Origin of the sequence: Gibbsiella quercinecans (genome assembly GCF_002291425.1) — a bacterium.
Taxonomy (GTDB): Bacteria; Pseudomonadota; Gammaproteobacteria; order Enterobacterales; family Enterobacteriaceae; genus Gibbsiella; species Gibbsiella quercinecans.
In genome coordinates this window covers 4,353,233-4,370,949 of the sequence record NZ_CP014136.1, presented here as the reverse complement: position 1 = coordinate 4,370,949, position 17,717 = coordinate 4,353,233, and the positions used below count along the sequence as shown (strand labels likewise).

17 protein-coding genes are annotated in these 17,717 nt (G+C 59.8%); 3 read left to right on the top strand and 14 right to left on the bottom strand.

From position 1 onward, the window contains the following. Positions 1-10: 10 nt before the first annotated feature. From ACN28Q_RS19965 to fabB, 3 genes are all read right to left on the bottom strand, one after another. The gene (locus tag ACN28Q_RS19965; RefSeq protein ID WP_095847936.1) at positions 11-319 is read right to left on the bottom strand and encodes a copper-binding protein; all 309 of its coding nucleotides are present in this window, start codon (positions 317-319) and stop codon (positions 11-13) included. A gap of 73 nt (positions 320-392) precedes the next feature. Then, positions 393-806 (bottom strand): hypothetical protein, encoded by a 414-nt coding sequence (locus ACN28Q_RS19960; protein WP_095847935.1) that lies wholly within the window; start codon positions 804-806, stop codon positions 393-395. A gap of 202 nt (positions 807-1,008) precedes the next feature. Further along, entirely contained in the window at positions 1,009-2,226 is a 1,218-nt protein-coding gene (gene fabB / locus ACN28Q_RS19955) for a beta-ketoacyl-ACP synthase I (protein WP_095847934.1), read from the bottom strand. Between the two features lie 160 nt (positions 2,227-2,386). Here fabB and mnmC point away from each other — a divergent pair, with 160 nt between their 5' ends. After that, positions 2,387-4,408: a bifunctional tRNA (5-methylaminomethyl-2-thiouridine)(34)-methyltransferase MnmC2/FAD-dependent 5-carboxymethylaminomethyl-2-thiouridine(34) oxidoreductase MnmC1 gene (gene mnmC, locus ACN28Q_RS19950; RefSeq protein ID WP_095847933.1), complete on the top strand. Its 2,022-nt coding sequence runs from the start codon at positions 2,387-2,389 to the stop codon at positions 4,406-4,408. Positions 4,409-4,852: 444 nt separating this feature from the next. Here mnmC and ACN28Q_RS19945 read toward each other — a convergent pair whose 3' ends face one another. The 6 genes from ACN28Q_RS19945 to prmB form a co-directional block, all read right to left on the bottom strand. Further along, entirely contained in the window at positions 4,853-5,134 is a 282-nt protein-coding gene (locus ACN28Q_RS19945; protein WP_095847932.1) for a YfcL family protein, read from the bottom strand. 21 nt (positions 5,135-5,155) lie between these two features. Continuing rightward, positions 5,156-5,704 carry an elongation factor P hydroxylase gene (locus tag ACN28Q_RS19940; RefSeq protein ID WP_095847931.1) on the bottom strand — a complete coding sequence of 183 codons (549 nt, stop codon included), beginning with the start codon at positions 5,702-5,704 and terminating at the stop codon, positions 5,156-5,158. Between the two features lie 65 nt (positions 5,705-5,769). Beyond that, positions 5,770-6,570 carry a sulfite exporter TauE/SafE family protein gene (locus tag ACN28Q_RS19935; protein ID WP_095847930.1) on the bottom strand — a complete coding sequence of 267 codons (801 nt, stop codon included), beginning with the start codon at positions 6,568-6,570 and terminating at the stop codon, positions 5,770-5,772. Positions 6,571-6,573: 3 nt separating this feature from the next. Then, positions 6,574-7,401: a penicillin-insensitive murein endopeptidase gene (mepA, locus tag ACN28Q_RS19930; RefSeq protein WP_095847929.1), complete on the bottom strand. Its 828-nt coding sequence runs from the start codon at positions 7,399-7,401 to the stop codon at positions 6,574-6,576. A gap of 5 nt (positions 7,402-7,406) precedes the next feature. After that, on the bottom strand, positions 7,407-8,492 hold the full coding sequence (aroC, locus tag ACN28Q_RS19925; protein WP_095847928.1) for a chorismate synthase: 1,086 nt from the start codon (positions 8,490-8,492) through the stop codon (positions 7,407-7,409). A gap of 65 nt (positions 8,493-8,557) precedes the next feature. Beyond that, positions 8,558-9,490, bottom strand: a complete 933-nt coding sequence (gene prmB, locus ACN28Q_RS19920; protein WP_095847927.1) for a 50S ribosomal protein L3 N(5)-glutamine methyltransferase — start codon at positions 9,488-9,490, stop codon at positions 8,558-8,560. Positions 9,491-9,674: 184 nt separating this feature from the next. On the opposite strand from prmB, the gene smrB reads away from it, so the two are divergent. Then, complete coding sequence (smrB, locus tag ACN28Q_RS19915; RefSeq protein ID WP_095847926.1) at positions 9,675-10,205, top strand: endonuclease SmrB; 531 nt, start codon at positions 9,675-9,677, stop codon at positions 10,203-10,205. Between the two features lie 100 nt (positions 10,206-10,305). Here the strand turns inward: smrB and sixA are convergent, their stop codons facing one another. From sixA to ACN28Q_RS19895, 4 genes are all read right to left on the bottom strand, one after another. Further along, positions 10,306-10,788, bottom strand: coding sequence for a phosphohistidine phosphatase SixA (gene sixA / locus ACN28Q_RS19910; protein WP_095847925.1), 483 nt, complete (start codon positions 10,786-10,788; stop codon positions 10,306-10,308). A 371-nt stretch (positions 10,789-11,159) separates the two neighbouring features. Continuing rightward, positions 11,160-13,316, bottom strand: coding sequence for a fatty acid oxidation complex subunit alpha FadJ (gene fadJ, locus ACN28Q_RS19905; RefSeq protein ID WP_095849117.1), 2,157 nt, complete (start codon positions 13,314-13,316; stop codon positions 11,160-11,162). Beyond that, positions 13,316-14,626, bottom strand: coding sequence for an acetyl-CoA C-acyltransferase FadI (gene fadI / locus ACN28Q_RS19900; RefSeq protein WP_095847924.1), 1,311 nt, complete (start codon positions 14,624-14,626; stop codon positions 13,316-13,318). Before fadI ends, fadJ begins: the two co-directional genes overlap by 1 nt. A gap of 200 nt (positions 14,627-14,826) precedes the next feature. Next, positions 14,827-15,111: a YfcZ/YiiS family protein gene (locus ACN28Q_RS19895; RefSeq protein WP_095849116.1), complete on the bottom strand. Its 285-nt coding sequence runs from the start codon at positions 15,109-15,111 to the stop codon at positions 14,827-14,829. Between the two features lie 411 nt (positions 15,112-15,522). On the opposite strand from ACN28Q_RS19895, the gene fadL reads away from it, so the two are divergent. Then, positions 15,523-16,845 carry a long-chain fatty acid transporter FadL gene (gene fadL / locus ACN28Q_RS19890; protein WP_095847923.1) on the top strand — a complete coding sequence of 441 codons (1,323 nt, stop codon included), beginning with the start codon at positions 15,523-15,525 and terminating at the stop codon, positions 16,843-16,845. Positions 16,846-16,940: 95 nt separating this feature from the next. On the opposite strand, the gene mlaA is transcribed toward fadL, so the two are convergent. Further along, positions 16,941-17,699 carry a phospholipid-binding lipoprotein MlaA gene (gene mlaA / locus ACN28Q_RS19885; RefSeq protein ID WP_095847922.1) on the bottom strand — a complete coding sequence of 253 codons (759 nt, stop codon included), beginning with the start codon at positions 17,697-17,699 and terminating at the stop codon, positions 16,941-16,943. Between the last annotated feature and the right edge of the window lie 18 nt (positions 17,700-17,717).

Here is a 17,717-nt window from a genome sequence, read left to right as displayed (position 1 = left end):
GTGGCTCCCGTTACCGTTGGCTGGCGTGGATCGCCGTCAATTGGTAACCGCCGGCAACCTGGCGGAAGCTGAAATCAACCGGTGTGCCGGCCGGCAAGGCACTAACCGGCGGCGGCGGCAACAGGAAGCTCATGGTCATCGGCGGCCAATTCAGCGCCGGGATCGCCTGGTGAGCAATCGACACCGCCTGCGGGCGCCAGGCTTTGATAACCCCTTGGGCATGAATTTCCGCGGATGAGGATGGCGCAAGCGCCGGGGCGGCTGGGGCCGCGACAGGGAACAACAGGAAAAGGGCCATAGCGGCCATCAGGTTACGCATAGTACAGACTCCGTAAAATAGTCAACAAACACCAAAACCACCCGGCAATGCGGGCGCGCACAGGGTTGTTGGGCTATTCACGGAAGCAACAAAAAGCAATCTCTGCCGGTGGGCCGACGATCGGCGGCATCTGCCAGACCGGGCGGGCGCCGTGGTATTGCACCGGTGGGATCACCGCCACGCGTTCGGTACCGGCAGGCAACGCCGCCAACACCGGGCCGGAGTGATCCTGCTGGGCGTTGTCCGGCACGCAGTGTTTGCCGCACACCGGCTCTGCGGCCGCATGCCGTTCAGTCTCGGCCGCACTGGCGTGCTGCATATGCTGCATCGCCGGCGCATCCAGCGTCGCCTGCAGGTGGCAAGCGTGGCTGGCGAGCGCCAATTGCGTATTCAGCAGCAGCCAGACAGCCACCCACAGCCAGGCGGCCGGCTTCTTCACCAGGCCGGCGTAATGCGTGGATAATAATCTGCTGATCCTGGCTGACATGCTGGTATTCCGCTCAACGTAACAGCGCGAGTATAACGGGGGGATAGGGGTGCAGAAACGGGATTTACATCAACTGACAAAGCCAGCCCGGCATTCAGCAATATGCGGCAACTATGTTGATTTAAATCAAAAAAACAGAATAAAGGTAAAAAAAAAAACGGGCACGGCAAGCCGCACCCGATTGATCGCATACCCAGCAGGATTATGCCTGGTATTTACGCAGCGTCAGCGTGGCGTTGGTGCCGCCAAAGCCGAACCCGTTGGTCATCACGGTGGTCAGTTCACGTTTGGTCGGTTCAGTGATGATGTTCATCCCTTTCGCATGCTCATCCAGCGTTTCAATATTGATGCTCGGGGCAATAAAGCCGTGCTCCAGCATCAACAGCGTGTAGATGGTTTCCTGCACACCAGCGGCGCCCAGCGAGTGGCCAGTCATTGCCTTGGTGGCAGAGATAGCCGGCACGTTGTCGCCGAACACTTCACGGATCGCGCCCAGTTCTTTCACATCGCCAACCGGCGTAGAGGTGCCGTGCGTATTGATGTAATCGATCGGCGTATCAACACCTTGCATCGCCATCTTCATGCAGCGCACTGCGCCTTCGCCCGACGGAGCAACCATGTCGGCGCCGTCAGAGGTGGCACCGTAGCCAACCACTTCAGCAAAGATGTGCGCACCACGTGCCAGCGCATGTTCCAGCTCTTCCACAACCACCATACCGCCGCCGCCGGCGATAACGAAACCGTCACGGTTAGCGTCATAGGTACGGGACGCTTTTTCCGGCGTATCGTTGTATTTGGTGGACAGCGCGCCCATCGCATCGAACTCACAGGCCATTTCCCAGGTCAGCTCTTCGCCGCCGCCGGCGAATACGATGTCCTGTTTGCCCATCTGGATTTGTTCAACCGCGTTGCCGATGCAGTGTGCGGAAGTCGCACAGGCAGAACTGATGGAGTAGTTAACGCCATTAATTTTAAACGGCGTAGCCAGGCAGGCGGAAACGCTGGAAGCCATCGCTTTGGTCACCACGTAAGGACCAACGGCTTTCAGACCGCGTGGGCTGCGCATGGCGTCGGCACCGAACACCTGAAAACGGGCGGAGCCGCCAGAACCGGCGATCAGACCAACGCGCGGATTATTTTGGTAAACGTCTTCCGTCAGGCCGGCAGAAGCGACGGCTTCTTGCATGGACAGGTATGCGTAAATGGATGCGTCGCTCATGAAACGCACCACCTTGCGGTCGATGAGGCCGGTAGTATCCAGTTTTACGTTGCCCCATACGTGACTACGCATGCCGGAATCTTTCAGTTCCTGGGAGAAAGTGATCCCAGAACGTCCTTCCTGCAGGCTCGCCAGGACCTCCTGCTGGTTGTTACCAATGCTGGAGACGATGCCCAGGCCAGTAATCACTGCACGTTTCATTCAATACCTCTTCCACAATTATTACATTCGGGATTTCGTCACGCACTTTAGCGTACAGTTGTAAGCCGAACAAGTCCGATCAGCGTGATTCTTGTCTGATTTGCACCGGGAGGGCGCTGCGGCTAGAATCCCGTCACCCCTTGAGCTATGAGCAACCGCCGTGAATCACGCCCCCATCCAAACCGCCGCATTAACCTGGAATGAACAGGGTACACCTGTTTCGCAACAGTTCGATGACGTCTATTTTTCCAATCAGGATGGGCTGGAAGAAACCCGCTACGTTTTTTTGGGCGGTAACCGGTTGCCGCAGCGTTTTGCGCAGCACCCACGTCCACTGTTTGTGGTGGCGGAGACGGGATTCGGCACCGGGCTGAATTTTTTGACCTTGTGGCAGGCGTTCAACGCCTTCCGGGTGCAGAGCCCGCAAGCCAGGCTGCAACGCCTGCATTTTGTCAGCTTTGAAAAATTCCCACTGCAGTTGGCCGATCTGGCGGCGGCGCATGCGCGCTGGCCGGAGCTGGCGCCCTTCGCCGAGGAACTGCGCGCCAACTGGCCATTGCCGCTGCCCGGCTGCCACCGGCTGCTGTTGGACGGTGGGCGCGTTACGCTGGATTTATGGTTTGGCGACGTCAACGCCCTGCTGCCCACGCTCGATCACAGCATGAACCAACAGATTGACGCCTGGTTTCTCGACGGCTTCGCCCCGGCGAAAAACCCCGACATGTGGAGCCCGGCGCTGTTTAGCGCCATGGCGCGTCTGGCGCGCCCGCAGGGCAGCTTCGCTACCTTCACCGCCGCCGGCTTTGTGCGCCGGGGCCTGCAGCAGGCCGGCTTCACGGTGGAAAAATGCAAAGGGTTTGGCCAAAAGCGGGAAATGCTCACCGGCTGGATGCCGGCCGATGCGCAGCCCGCCGCCGACCCAACGCCTTGGTTCCATCGCCCGGCGGCGCACACGCCTGAAGACGTTGCCATTGTCGGCGGCGGCATCGCCAGCGCCCTCATCGCCCTGGCATTACAGCGGCGCGGCGCCCACGTCACGCTCTATTGCGCCGATGGGCAACCCGCAGAAGGTGCATCCGGCAACCGCCAGGGGGCGTTGTACCCTTTGCTGAACGGCCGCAATGATGCCCTGGAGCGTTTCTTTTGCTCCGCCTTCCCCTTTGCCCGCCGGCTATATGACGCGCTAGAGCAGCGCGGCGTCGCGTTCGCTCACCAGTGGTGCGGCGTCAGCCAACTGGCCTATGACGAGAAAAGCGCAGGTAAAATCGAGCGAATGCTGACCGCCCTCTGGCCGCCGGAACTGGTGCAGGCGGCCGATCGGCACGCACTGAGCGCGCTTTGCGGCGTCGACAGCGGCTTTGGCGGCGCTCACTACCCGCTGGGCGGTTGGCTGTGCCCGGCCGAGCTGACGCGCAGCGCCGTCACGTTGGCGCAAAGTCAGGGGCTGGTCTGCCGCTATCAACACCGCCTCACAACGCTGGATCAGGACGCACAGGGCTGGCGGCTGGAGTTTGCCGATGGCGCAACCCAGCGGCACGCCACGGTGGTTCTGGCCTGCGGCCACGCCTTAGCGGCGCTGGCGCAAAGCGCCGCGCTGCCGGTGTATGCCGTTCGCGGCCAGGTTTCCCATATCCCCACGACGCCGGCACTGGGCAAACTGAAACAGGTGCTGTGTTACGACGGCTACCTGACGCCCGTGAACCCCGCGAATCAGCAGCACTGTATCGGCGCCAGCTACCAGCGCGGCGATACCGCCACCGACTATCGGGAAGAGGAACAGCAGGAAAACCGGCAGCGTTTAATGCGTTGCCTGCCGGCGCAGGATTGGCCGCGACAGGTGGATGTCAGCGGCGGCCAGGCGCGCTGCGGGGTACGCAGCGCAACGCGCGACCATCTGCCGATGATAGGCGCCGTGCCGGACTATGCCGCTACGCTGGATGTTTATCAGGATTTGCCGCGGCAACACCAGCGTGGTGAAGCGGTAGCCGATGCGCCGGTTTATCCGAATCTGTTTATTCTGAGCGCGCTAGGCGCCCGCGGGCTTTGCTCTGCCCCACTGGCCGCGGAAATACTGGCGGCGCAGATCTTCGGTGAACCCCTGCCCGCCGATGCCGAAATGCTGGCGGCGCTGAACCCCAACCGAATGTGGGTACGCAAACTGCTGAAGGGGAAGGCGGTTTAATCCCCCTCACCCCAACCCTCTCCCAGAGGGTGAGGGAGCAGTATGTGCACCGGTGCTGAAACGCCCCTCACCCCAGCCCTCTCCCCGAGGGAGAGGGAGCAGTATGTACATCGGTGCTGAAACGCCCCTCACCCCGGCCATCTCCTCGAGGGAGAGGGAGCATTACGTGCACCGGTGCTGAAACGCCCCTCACCCCAGCCCTCTCCCAAGGGAGAGGGAGCAGTATGTGCACCGGTGCTGAAACGCCCCTCACCCCGGCCCTCTCCCCAAGGGAGAGGGAGCAGTATGTACATCGGTGCTGAAACGCCCCTCACCCCGGCCATCTCCCCAAGGGTGAGGGAGCAGTATGTGAACCGGTGTGGGTGAAGGGATAACGGAAACGGCAAACGGCGGCAGACGATCCCCTCTCCCGGCGGGAGAGGGTTAGGGTGAGGGCGAAAAAAATCAGGCGGTGGGCAGCGCCTTTTGGTACAAATTCTCCCACATCCCCAGCACCAAGATCTGATCCGGCGGGGAAAGCTCACCGGCGCGGATGGCTTTATCCAGGCTGTGCTGCACGCGGGCCTTCAGTGCTTCGGCCGTATGCTCACCGTTCTCTTCCACTTCAGCCACCGCCAGCGTCAAATGACCGCGCAGGTAGCCACCGGCAAACAGTTCATCATCGCTGGCGTGTTCTACCATGTCATCAATCAGCGCCAGAATGCGCGCTTCAACTTCTGCGATCATCAAATTTCCTCTTAAACTCATTCAGTTGAGATCTTCCGGATAGGGGAAGTGCTCCGCCGTTAACGGGGGCGTATTGTAAAACGATTGTAGCGCCTGAATAAAGCGCGCAGGCCGTGTGGGTATCCCCTGCTCCAGCAGTTCCAACACCCGTGCGCGCACTTTACGCTGGAAGACGATGCGATCCGGCTCGCAGTCCCCGTTCAGGTTGTCGCAACTGACGTTGAACGGGAAGCCCGCCGCCACGCAGAACATCCACTCCAACGCCTGTGGCTTGATCTCCACCGCTTCAAATTCGCTTTGCGTCTGGGCGTCGCGCCCGTCCGGGCAGTACCAGTAACCAAAATCCACCAACGTCCGGCGTTGTTCGCCGGCGATGCACCAGTGGGAAATCTCATGCATACCGCTGGCGTAAAAACCGTGGGCGAAGACAATGCGGTTATAGGGCACCGCGTCGTTCGCCGGCAGGTAGATCGGCTCATCATCGCCTTTTACCAGGCGCGTGTTGTAATCACCGCTGAAACACTGATTGAAGATGTCGATCAGTTGGGTGTAATGATGCTTTTCGGCCATAGAAAAACCTGAATAACCCTAAAAATAAGGCGGCAATTATTTCATCTTGCCGCCCGTTTCGCCTATTAAAAATGCACTGCCAGCCACTGCATGATTTCTGCGCCGTGGTTATCGTAAAGCAACTTCAGGCTCATCAGCAGTGAAACCACCACGATCATCGGCCGGATCAGCTTTTGGCCGCGGGTCAGCACCATGTGCGCGCCAAGGCGGGCACCCAGCACCTGCCCCACCAACATTACCAGGCCCATGCTCCACACCACCTTTCCGCCGATGATAAACAACATCAGGCCGCCAAAGTTGGAGGTGAAGTTCAGCACTTTGGCATGCGCGGTGGATTTCGCCAGGTTAAAGCCACACAGCGTAACGTAAGCCAGGGCATAAAATGAGCCGGCGCCGGGGCCGAAGAAACCGTCGTAGAAACCGACGCAGCCGCCGGCTACCAGCCCGAACGGCACCGCGCTCAGGCGCCGCTGGCGATCGCTCTCCCCCAGCCGAGGGGTGAACAGGAAGTACAGGCCGATACCGATAATCAGCAGCGGCAGCATCTGGCGCAGCAGATCGGCCCGCATATACTGCACCAGCAGCGCACCAATCACCGAACCTAGCAAGGTCAGCGCAATCGTCAGCTTCTGATCGTGCAGATCCACCGCGCGGCGGCGGATAAAGTACAGGCTGGCGGAAAGAGAGCCGCCAACCGATTGCAGCTTGTTGGTGGCCAACGCCTGCGCCGGCGGCACGCCGACGGCCAGTAACGCCGGCACGGTCAGCAAACCGCCGCCGCCCGCAATCGAATCGATAAACCCAGCCAATAACGCCACAGCAAACAAGATCCCGAGAAGCCCGGGACCTGCAACAAGCCAATCCATGAATTATTCCGCAGTGAAATGATTATCCAACAACGCCTGGCAGGCAGGCGGCAAAGGCGGCGGTACAGGTTTACCGGGCTTCGCGCTCGGCAGATGCGGCTTAAACCAGCTTGCCAATTCAGCGCCGCAGCCATCGCCTGCCGGCGGCGCATCCTGCTCCTTGCACTCCAGGCTGCCCGCCGGGCAGCGCAAACGCACGTGCATGTGCGCACGATGGCCAAACCACGGCCGCACCTTTTGCAGCCACGCGCGATCGCTGCCGGCATCTTCACACAGGCGCTGCTTGATCGCTGGATTGACAAAAATACGCGTGACCTCGTGATCCTGCGCCGCCAGCTTGATCAACTGGCCCACCTGCGGCTGCCACTGGCGCTCCACGACACGCTTGCCGTCGGCGGAAACCAGATCGATCGGCTGCGGCTTCAGTAGTTGCTGCTGCGACCAGCGCTGGCGCGGCAATTGCAGCCAGATATCCACGTCCAGCCCCGACTGGTGGCTGGCGTGGCCGCTGCTAAAGCGCCCGCCGGCCGGCATCGCCATGTCGCCGATCAGGACGGTGCCCAGCGCATTCTGCCGGGCCTCGCTGCCCAGGCGTTGAATAAACGCCAGCAGATCCGGGTGGCCGAAATAACGGCGTTGGTCGGTACGCATCACCTGATAATCCGCCGCTTCCAGCGGCAGCGGCTGCGCGCCAATCAGGCAGCCATTAGAGAAGCCACCGATGGCCTGCGGCGCGCCGGCGACCGGGTGATCGATCTTCTGCCACGGCGTGAGCGCCATCGCAGACGCCGAAGCCAGCAACGCAACAAGGCCGAACATTACGTTTTTCATGGCGGCTACCAACGCGGAACCGGGGAAGCCACATCACCGTTTTGCGCACGCTGGCGCAGCAGGTGATCCATCAGCACGATCGCCATCATCGCCTCGGCGATCGGCACCGCACGGATGCCAACGCAGGGATCGTGGCGGCCGCGGGTGATCATTTCCACCGCTTCGCCCTGGCGATTGATCGTGCGCCCGGGCACCGTAATGCTGGAGGTCGGTTTCAGCGCCAGATGGGCGATCACCGGCTGGCCGCTGCTGATACCGCCCAGAATGCCGCCGGCATGGTTGCTCTGGAAGCCCTGCGGGGTGATTTCATCGCGGTTTTCGCTGCCACGCTTGGTGACCACGGCAAAACCATCGCCGATTTCCACGCCTTTCACCGCATTGATGCTCATCAGCGCATGGGCCAGATCGGCATCAAGGCGATCGAATACCGGTTCACCAAGCCCGGCCGGCACGTTTTCAGCCACTACGCTGACCTTCGCGCCAATCGAATCCCCTTCTTTCTTCAGGGCGCGCATCAATTCATCCAGCGCTTCCAGTTTGGCGGGATCCGGGCAAAAGAAGGGGTTCTGCTCAACCTGTTCCCAATCTTTCAGTTCACAGTGAACGTCCCCCATCTGCGCCAGGTAACCGCGCACGGTCACGCCAAACTTCTGCGCCAGGTATTTTTTGGCGATCGCCCCTGCGGCCACGCGCATCGCGGTTTCACGCGCCGAGGAACGGCCGCCGCCGCGGTAATCGCGCACGCCGTATTTTTGCTCATAGGTATAATCAGCGTGCCCTGGGCGGAACAGATCTTTAATCGCCCCGTAATCCTGCGAGCGCTGATCGGTGTTTTCAATGATCAGGCCGATGCTGGTGCCGGTCGTTACCCCCTCGAACACCCCGGAAAGAATACGCACCTGGTCCGGCTCGCGGCGTTGGGTGGTATAGCGGGAAGTGCCTGGGCGGCGGCGATCCAAATCGTGTTGTAAGTCGGCTTCCGTCAATGGGATGCCCGGCGGCACGCCATCGACGATACATCCCAGCGCCACACCGTGGGATTCACCAAAAGTGGTGACGCGGAAGATTTGCCCAATACTGTTCCCTGCCATCACGGCTCCTTTTACCGTTGATTATTATCGTTATCAGGCCCGGCGCTGCGGGCCTGGTGAGTACATTAGTTGCGGTACGCGCTAAAATGCGCTTCACAGCCGACCAATTGCTGTTTGGTCAGCATGAACACACCGTCACCGCCGTTTTCGAACTCCAGCCAGGTGAACGGAATATCCGGATACTGTTCCATAACATGTACCATGCTGTTGCCGACTTCACAAATCAGCACGCCGTCATCGCTGAGGAAATCCGGCGCGCAGGCCAGAATGCGGCGCACCAGATCCAGGCCATCGTGGCCGGCGGCCAGGCCCAGCTCCGGCTCAAAGCGGAATTCCTGCGGCAGATCGGACATATCTTCGGCGTCGACGTACGGCGGGTTGGTGACGATCAGATCGTATTGGATCGCCGGCACATCGCGGAACAGATCGGAGCGAATCGGGATCACCTGCTGTTCAACGCCATGCGCCTGTATGTTGCGTTCGGTCACCGCCAGCGCGTCGCTGGAAATGTCCACAGCGTCCACTTCGGCTTCCGGGAACGCGTAGCTGCAGGCGATGGCGATGCAGCCGCTGCCGGTGCACATATCCAGAATATGCCGCGGAGCATGCGGCACCAGGCCGCTGAAACGCGCGTTGATCAATTCGCCGATCGGTGAACGCGGCACCAGCACGCTTTCATCCACGTAGAACTCCATGCCGCAGAACCAGGCTTTATTGGTCAGGTAGGCGACCGGGATGCGCTCGTTGACGCGGCGAATCACGCGCTCAACGATACGGTGGCGCTCGCTGGAGGTCAGGCGGGCGGTATGCATGTCTTCCGGAATATCAAGCGGCAGGTACAGGCTGGGCAACACCAGCTGCACCGCTTCGTCCCATGGATTGTCGGTGCCATGCCCATAATAGATAGCGGCGGCGTTAAAGCGGCTTACGGTCCAGCGCAGCATATCCTGGATGGTGTGCAGTTCACTGACTGCTTCATCGACGAAAATTTTGTCCAATTTGCCCTCCGGCAGGCATGATAATCACTCTATAGCCGCATAGTTTGCCATGAAGCCAGCGACAAATCAGCAGCAATAGTCGCTCGCCGCCGTTGCCGCGGGGTGAAGCCGGCAGTTTTGCGTCGACAGAACATGGCAAGACGGTAAACTATTCGCTTAAACGACGATATCCGGTGAATAAATAATGAAAAATAAACCCTCTCTGAGCAAAGATGAAGTACAGCTCTTCAGGGAATCGGTGGCCGGCGCAAGAACACTGCGGCAGGATACCATTGTCCACCCCAAGCCAAAGGCCAGGTTCCGGCAGGCGGCCCCGCAGCGCCTGCTGCAGGAGCAGGTTGATGCCAGCTTTTATTTTTCCGATGAATTTCAGCCGCTGCTCGACGAAGACGGCCCGGCACGCTATGTGCGCCCGGGTTACAGCCATTTTGAGCTGAAAAAGCTGCGCCGCGGGGATTATGTGCCGGATTTGTTCCTGGATCTGCATGGGCTGACGCAAAAACAAGCCAAGCAGGAGCTGGGGGCGCTGCTGGCGGCCTGCCAGCGCGAACATGTGCACTGCGCCTGCGTGATGCACGGCCACGGCAAGCATATTCTCAAACAGCAAACGCCACTGTGGCTGGCACAGCATCCGGCCGTGCTGGCGTTCCATCAGGCACCGAAAGAATGGGGCGGCAATGCAGCCATTCTGATTTTGGTCGATCTGGCCGATTAAAAAACACCAAGGGCGATGCCATGCATCGCCCTTGCGGTTGACCGGGTGATGACGGGCTTTGGACGCAACGACGGCACCACGACCTATTGCGGGACACAGCCTAGGCTTTTACCGTCAATTGCGACGGCGCAACCTGCCATTCAAAGCTTCCGGCGCTGCCGTCGGCGGCCAGTTCAACATCCGCAATGGCCGAAGTGGCGAACATAGGAGCGGATTCACCCGGGCACAGTTCCGCCACCAGGTAACCCACCAGCGGCAAGTGAGAGATAACCAACACGGCCCCTACCCCTTCTTTTGCCAGAGCCTGCAGATAGCAGCTCACCAGGCCCGCGTCGCCGCCGGGAGTCAGTTCCGGCAGCACTTCAGCGCCTTCGGGCAGTGGCAACGCTTCACGCACCGCTTCCAGGGTTTGCTGTGCCCGCAGATAAGGGCTGACCAGCACCCGTTCAATATCCACCGGCTTGGTGCTTAACCAGGCCGCCATTTGGCGTGAATCATCACGACCGCCGGTAGTTAAAGGCCTTACCGAATCGCTGGCGGCATCGAGTTCTGCCGCTCCGTGACGCATGATCAAAACTTGCATATTGCACCGCTGTTGTTAGCCAAAAAACGCTATACCCGCCATCGTGTAAGTTACAGGCGTGTGGGCTGCACTTGGGCTATAGGGTATAACAGAAACGCCGCGCACACTTACCACATCGCGGGATTTCCCCCCAACGATAACGCACCGTCTCTCTGTGATGACCGGGCATTTTGCCTGAAAGTTCCGGTAAAAGAAAACGCTGTTTTTTACATCAGCGGCAACGGCCGCAGAATTTCCGGCGTATCTGCTCCCCATTCAACAGCTTAATATTTAATCTTCAACGAGATGAATTTTATTGATAACCACAGCGCCACGCCCCACCGTTGATCATTGCACGCACCGTTGGCGCATTGCCGGCCGCGCGCGGCCTTTCACGGGTAGAAACGCGCGCCCTGCTGCGCCATCTGCTGCAAGCGTTCGCAGGGCGCGAAATGCTCGCCGTACTGTTGCTGTAGATGGGCCAGGATTTTCACCACCTCCGCCGCCCCCAAGCGATCGATGTAACGAAACGGGCCGCCGAGGAACGGCGGGAAACCAATGCCGAACACCGCGCCGATATCCCCGTCGCGCGCACTGCGCACCACGCCTTCATCCAGGCAGCGAACCGCCTCATTGAGCATCATCATTACGCAGCGCTGGGCGATCAACGCATGGGGGATATGCGCCTTCGGCGTGATGCCCAGAAGAGTATAAACGCGCTCGTCAACCCGCTTGCGCCAACGCCAGCGCACTTTCCCCGTGGGGTAAAGATAAAAACCGCGGCCGTTCTTGCGCCCTTTGCGCCCGTCTTTATGCAGCGCATCAAATGCCGCCGGCGCGGCAAAGCGCGGCCCAAGTTCAGCTTCCAGCACCGGGATAATCTTGGTGCCCACGTCAATGCCCACTTCGTCCAGCAGCGTTATCGGGCCAACCGGGAAACCAAAATCCACCAGCGCCCGATCCAGCGATTCGATCGGCTCCCCATCCAGCAGGCAACGCGCCGCTTCATTGATATAGGGCGCCAAAATACGGTTGACGTAGAAACCGGCGCGATCGGCCACCACGATCGCGGTTTTCCCCTGTTTGTGCGCCAGCGCCACCGCGGTGGCGATCGTTTCATCGCTGGTGCCGGCATGGGGGATCACTTCCACCAGCGGCATTTTTTCCACCGGGCTGAAGTAATGCAGGCCGATCACCTGCTGTGGCCGCGCCGCGTTGGCGGCGATCTGGGCAATTGGCAGCGATGACGTATTAGACGCGAAGACCGTGTGCGGCGCCGCGTGCTGTTCAACTTCGGCCACCATCTGCTGCTTGAGCGCCAGTTCCTCAAACACGGCTTCAATAACGATATCCACCTGTTCAAAGCCGCACCAGTTGGTTGCGCCGGAAATCAGCATCATCTGTTTTTGCCGCTGCGCCGGGCGCAGGCGTTTACTGCGCACCCGTTTACCCAGCAGGTTCCAGGTATATTGCAAAGCGCGATTGATCCCCTGCGTATCAACGTCTTTAATGCGCACCGGCAGTTCGCCGCGGGTGGCGGTAACGCAGGCAATGCCGCCGCCCATCAGGCCGCCGCCGAGGATGCCGACACGGCGCAGCGGATGCGGTTGCGCTTCGCTGCCGCGCGCCTTCTTCAGCGCCGTCGCGGCAAAGAACAGGCTACGCAACGCCGCCGACTGCGGCGACATCGCCAGCTCGCCAAACGCCAGGGCTTCCGCTTCGTAACCGCTGCGGCTGCCACTATCGAGCCCGGTTCTGACCACCTGGATGATACGTTCCGCCGCCGGGTAGTTGCCGCGCGTTTTTTCCCGCGTTTTGCGCCGCACGATGCTGAACAACAGGCTGCGGCCCAGCGGCCCGTTCAACAACCGCTCGCGCCATGGCAGCTGCCGCTGCGCGCGCCAGCCTTGTCTAACCTGTGCCACCGCCGTCTGCAGCAGGATCGCTTGCGGCACGGCATCGTCCACCAGCCCGCTGCGCAACGCCTGGCGGGCACGCAGGTGTTTGCCGGTCAGCATCATATCCAGCGCCCGACTGGCGCCCACCAAACGCGGCAACCGTTGAGTGCCGCCAGAACCGGGCAGCAACCCCAGTTGCACTTCCGGCAACCCCAGCACGGTTTTATCGTCCAGCGAACAAACGCGGCTATGGCAGGCGAGCGCCAGTTCCAACCCGCCGCCCAGACAGGCGCCGTGGATAGCCGCCACCACCGGCACCGGGAACGCCGCGATTTGCGCCAGGGTGCACTGGCCTTTTTTCGCCAGCGTTTGTGCCGCCTCGCGGCTGGCGCAGGCGGCAATCATGCTGATATCCGCGCCGGCGATAAACGAATCCGGCTTGCCGGAGATAATCACCAGCCCTTCTAGCGCGGCAATCTGCTGCGCCTTCAGCAACACGGCATTTATCTGCTCGGCAAACTCTGCCTTGAGGGTATTCACCTTCTCATCCGGCACATCAATGGTGATCACGCCAATGTTGTCCGGCCGCAGCGTGAATTGGAACGCCGAAGGTTTGGCGCGCTGTTCGTGCAGTGCGTTTTCCGTGCGCATCATGCCGCCTCCACCACCATTGCCGCCCCAAGCCCGCCCGCGGCGCAGGCCGTTGCCAGCCCCAGCCCGCCGCCACGGCGTTTCAGCTCATGCAGCGTTTGCGTCACCATGCGCGCCCCGGTGGCGGCGAACGGATGACCATAGGCGATAGAACCACCCAGCACGTTGAATTTATCCATATCCACCTCGCCTATCGCCTGCGCCAGGCCCAGTTTCTCACGGGCAAACGTGGGGCTGGCGAACATTTTCAGGTTGGCCAGCGTCTGGGCGGCAAAGGCTTCATGCATATCAATCAGAGCCAGATCTGCCAGCGTGATACCGGCACGCGCCAACGCCAGCGGCGTGGCATAGGACGGGCCCAGCAGCATATCCTGCCGGACGTCGATCGCCGTGAATGCATAGCTGCGCAGATAACCCAGCGGCGCCAGCCCCAGTTCCCTGGCGCGCGCCTCGCTCATCATCAGCACGGCCGCCGCGCCATCGGTCAACGGCGTGCTGTTGGCCGCGGTCACGCTGCCATGCGTACGATCGAACGCTGGTTTTAGCCTGGCGTAGGCCGCAAGGCTGGAGTCTTTGCGGATGTTGTTGTCTTCGGCAAGCGCGGTGTTGTAAGGCGGCACATAGGCGGTCATCACTTCATCAAGCAGCAGCCCCTGCGCCCAGGCCTGGGCGGCAAGCGTATGGGAACGGTGCGCCAACGCGTCTTGCTCTTCGCGGCCGATCGCATAGGTTTTGGCCATTTGCTCCGCGGTATCGCCCATGCGCAAACCGGTGGAGTATTCCGCCACCGCGGGCGGCACCGGCAGCAGATCGCGCAGTTTCAGTTTGCTAAATAATTTCAGGCGTCCCGCCAACGTTCGCGCCTTGCTGGCATCCACCAGCGTGCGCGCCAACGCTTTACTGACGCCGATAGGCAACACCGAGGACGAGTCCGCACCGCCGGCGATGCCAATGCCGATATTACCGGCGATGATGCTTTCGGCCACGTTGGCAATCGCCTGGAAGCTGGTGGCGCAGGCGCGTGAAACGCTGTAGGCATCGGTATGCACGCTCATCCCGGTGCCGAGCACGATTTCACGCGCTATGTTGGGCGCCTCCGGCATTTGCACCACCTGGCCAAACACCAGTTGTTCAATAAGCTGCGGATCAATCCCGCTGCGCGCCAGCAGTTCACTCACGGCCATCTTGCCCAGATCCATCGCTGGAATGCCGTGATAGGCCGTCGCCTGTTTGGCAAAGGGCGTACGAAGGCCGTTTACAATCGCAATGCGGTCCCCCTGGCGGGTCAGCAGCGGCAAAGCCTTACTCATCGGTGAAGCTCCTGAAAAAGAGAACGTCAGCACCATGGGTAACGAGAAGAGGTCTGACCTGATCGAAGGTCATTGTTAACCAAATATTTACATTTGGCAAACCGGCAAAAGTGAAAACTGCGAGCGGGAGCAACTTTCTAACGTGGAGAGGGAAGCGAGATGATGCGCGGGCAGCCCGCGCATGGCAGTACGCGTAGCGCTTAACGCAGGCCGAGTTGGAAAATCAAGGTTTCAGCCTGGCAGGCAAAGGTGAAATCGACGTCGAGCTGCACGCCGCCGTCAACCGGCTTGACGCTGCTGTTAATCGCGCAGGGTTCAGATTCCACGGCGCGCGCTTTTTCAGACAGCGCCGCCAGGGTGGTTTCCGCCTCCTGCTGGTTGGCGAACACGCGGCTGTAGGAAGCGGTGCAATCGGTGTTGTCCATTATGGTGCCGACATCCACACAGCAGCATGCTGCGGTTTCCTGTGCACTGCATTTGTTAATTGCATCTGACATAGGGCTATCTCCTCACGCGGGGCGCCGGGCCCCGATTGCCAATAATGATCTGGCGCAAAAACACAAAAATCTGCTGATTATTTTACCCTCACCGCCGACTAATCACTAGCACTTACTTTCTTTGGGTGTTTTAAGTGATGGATATCACAAATAAAAATCAGCAGTTGCTATCAGAGGGTAGGAATTTTGTTATTTTGCGCATTTTTTTGTTAGGCGGATCTCCTTTTCAAGATCAAATCATTAAATTTCTATAAACAAATTTGCAACATTACCGGGAGTCAACCCTATAATTCAGCAACTGGTCAGATTTGTTGGGATGCTTACGAACCCTACAATCCGCGCTCCTTTGTTACCCGGTGTAACAATAGCTATCATAATAAACACAATGAGGTTTTGGTCATGAGCCAGAAAAACCTGTTCACTAAATCAGCACTCGCAGTTGCAGTGGCGATGATGACTTCAAACGTATATGCCGCTGGGTTCCAGCTGAACGAGTTTTCCGCCGTTGGTTTGGGGCGCGCGTATTCTGGCGAAGGCGCAATGGCGGATACCGCCGCCTCGGCCAGCCGTAACCCGGCCACCATGATGATGTTCGATCGCCCGGTGTTCTCCATCGGCGCGATATTCATCGATCCGGACGTGGATATCTCCGGGCGTTCACCTTCAGGCGCCAGCCTGGATGCAAAAAATATCGCTCCCACCGCCTGGGTACCAAACCTGCATTACATTCACCCGATCAACGATCAATGGGCGGTGGGCGGTTCGATCACCAGCAACTACGGCCTGGCCACCGAGTTTAACAGCGGCTATGCCGCCGGCGCCTACGGCGGCACGACCGATCTGGAAACCCTGAACCTGAACCTGAGCGCCGCCTACCGCCTGAACCAACACCTTAGTTTTGGCCTGGGCTTTGATGCGGTGTATGCCCGCGCCAAAATCGAGCGCTACGCCGGCGATCTGCCTCAGTTGGCGGTGGCCTCCGGCCAGGTGCCGGCGGCCTACGCCGGCGCAGTGGGCAGCCTGCCGGCAGATACCCAGATCGCCCATTTGAAAGGCGATAAATGGGGCTACGGCTGGAACGCCGGCATTCTGTACGAAGTGGACGATAACAACCGCTACGGCTTCACCTACCGTTCGGAAGTGAAAATTGACTTCGACGGCGATTACAGCAGCAACCTGCCGCCGGCGCTGAACCAGATCACCCAGGCCATGGGGCTGCCGTACGGTACCGGCGGTAACACGATCCCCGGCTCGCTGACGCTGAATTTGCCGGAAATGTGGGAAGTGTCGGGTTATAACAAAGTGGCGCCCAAATGGGCGGTGCACTATAGCCTGGCCTACACCAGTTGGAGCCAGTTCCAGGAGTTGAAGGCCACCGGCAGTAACGGCCAGACGCTGTTCCAGAAACATGAAGGCTTCCGCGATGCCTACCGCATTGCTCTCGGCACCACCTACTACTACGACGATACCTGGACCTTCCGTACCGGTATCGCCTTCGATGACAGCCCGGTGCCGGCAGAAAACCGTTCCATTTCCATCCCGGATCAGGATCGCCTCTGGCTGAGCGCAGGCACCACCTATGCCATCAGTAAGGATGCCTCGGTAGACGTGGGCGTATCCTATATGCGCGGCCAGAAAGTCTCCATCACGGAAGGCCCCTATACCTTCCAGTCCAAAGGCCGGGCCTGGCTGTACGGCGCCAACTTCAACTACAGTTTCTGATCGCCAATGCCTGCCGCCCTGCTGTCTGGGGCTTAAGCCAAAAAAAGGGCGCTGTCACAGCGCCCTTTTTGTCCCTACCGCCGGCCAGAATGGCGTTAGTTGGCTGAATCGATATCGTCCAGATCGCCCTGAATCGCCTTGGCGTTCGGGTTTTCTTCCGGCTTCAGCACGCCGCCGTTGGCAATAAAGTCATGACGTTGGAAGTAGGCTTCGCGCACCATCAGGTAAGGATCGGACGAATTGCGCAGCAGCCCATCGGAATCCAGCAACTGAGCGCGGCTTTCGATACCTTCGACCACCCATTTACCCGCCGACATCCAGAAGGTCAGATAGCTCAACACCGGATAGACGGTATCGGCATAGTCGCCGGCGTCTTCACGCAGGGTAAAGCTGCCGTAGCCCGGCAACATCACGTAGGGGCCGTAACCCACGCCGTAGTGGCCAAGCGTACTGCCGAAACGGTTGGGCTCTTCCCGCGCCAGTTTTGGGTTCGCCATGCCGGCCACGTCAATCAGGCCACCCATCCCCAGAATGGTGTTCAGGAAGAAACGGTTGAAGTGGATCATCCCGCGATACGGATCGCCTTTAAGGAAGGCGTTGACCATACTGGCCGGTTCTTCCAGGTTAGAGGTGAAATTGCTTAAACCATTGCGCGCCGGCATCGGCACATAATCGCGCCACGCCACCGCAACCGGCCGCAGAACATAAGGATCCAGCACGTTGTAGTTGAAATTAAACATCGTGCGGTTGAACCCTTCCAGAGGATCAGAACGCCCTTGTGTATCATTGGGAGTGCTGGCGCACCCCACAAGCAACACTGAGGCAAAAACCAGCCCTGTCAGGCGAAAATTCATATTTTTCTCCATAAAAAC

Coding starts and splice junctions, on each gene's coding strand:
- fadJ (WP_095849117.1), bottom strand. CDS start 13,316: ATGCGCACGGAAAACGCACTGCACGAACAGCGCGCCAAACCTTCGGCG.
- fabB (WP_095847934.1), bottom strand. CDS start 2,226: ATGAAACGTGCAGTGATTACTGGCCTGGGCATCGTCTCCAGCATTGGT.
- mepA (WP_095847929.1), bottom strand. CDS start 7,401: ATGAAAAACGTAATGTTCGGCCTTGTTGCGTTGCTGGCTTCGGCGTCT.
- smrB (WP_095847926.1), top strand. CDS start 9,675: ATGAAAAATAAACCCTCTCTGAGCAAAGATGAAGTACAGCTCTTCAGG.
- mlaA (WP_095847922.1), bottom strand. CDS start 17,699: ATGAATTTTCGCCTGACAGGGCTGGTTTTTGCCTCAGTGTTGCTTGTG.
- aroC (WP_095847928.1), bottom strand. CDS start 8,492: ATGGCAGGGAACAGTATTGGGCAAATCTTCCGCGTCACCACTTTTGGT.
- ACN28Q_RS19965 (WP_095847936.1), bottom strand. CDS start 319: ATGCGTAACCTGATGGCCGCTATGGCCCTTTTCCTGTTGTTCCCTGTC.
- ACN28Q_RS19960 (WP_095847935.1), bottom strand. CDS start 806: ATGTCAGCCAGGATCAGCAGATTATTATCCACGCATTACGCCGGCCTG.
- fadL (WP_095847923.1), top strand. CDS start 15,523: ATGAGCCAGAAAAACCTGTTCACTAAATCAGCACTCGCAGTTGCAGTG.
- ACN28Q_RS19935 (WP_095847930.1), bottom strand. CDS start 6,570: ATGGATTGGCTTGTTGCAGGTCCCGGGCTTCTCGGGATCTTGTTTGCT.
- fadI (WP_095847924.1), bottom strand. CDS start 14,626: ATGAGTAAGGCTTTGCCGCTGCTGACCCGCCAGGGGGACCGCATTGCG.
- ACN28Q_RS19945 (WP_095847932.1), bottom strand. CDS start 5,134: ATGATCGCAGAAGTTGAAGCGCGCATTCTGGCGCTGATTGATGACATG.
- sixA (WP_095847925.1), bottom strand. CDS start 10,788: ATGCAAGTTTTGATCATGCGTCACGGAGCGGCAGAACTCGATGCCGCC.
- ACN28Q_RS19940 (WP_095847931.1), bottom strand. CDS start 5,704: ATGGCCGAAAAGCATCATTACACCCAACTGATCGACATCTTCAATCAG.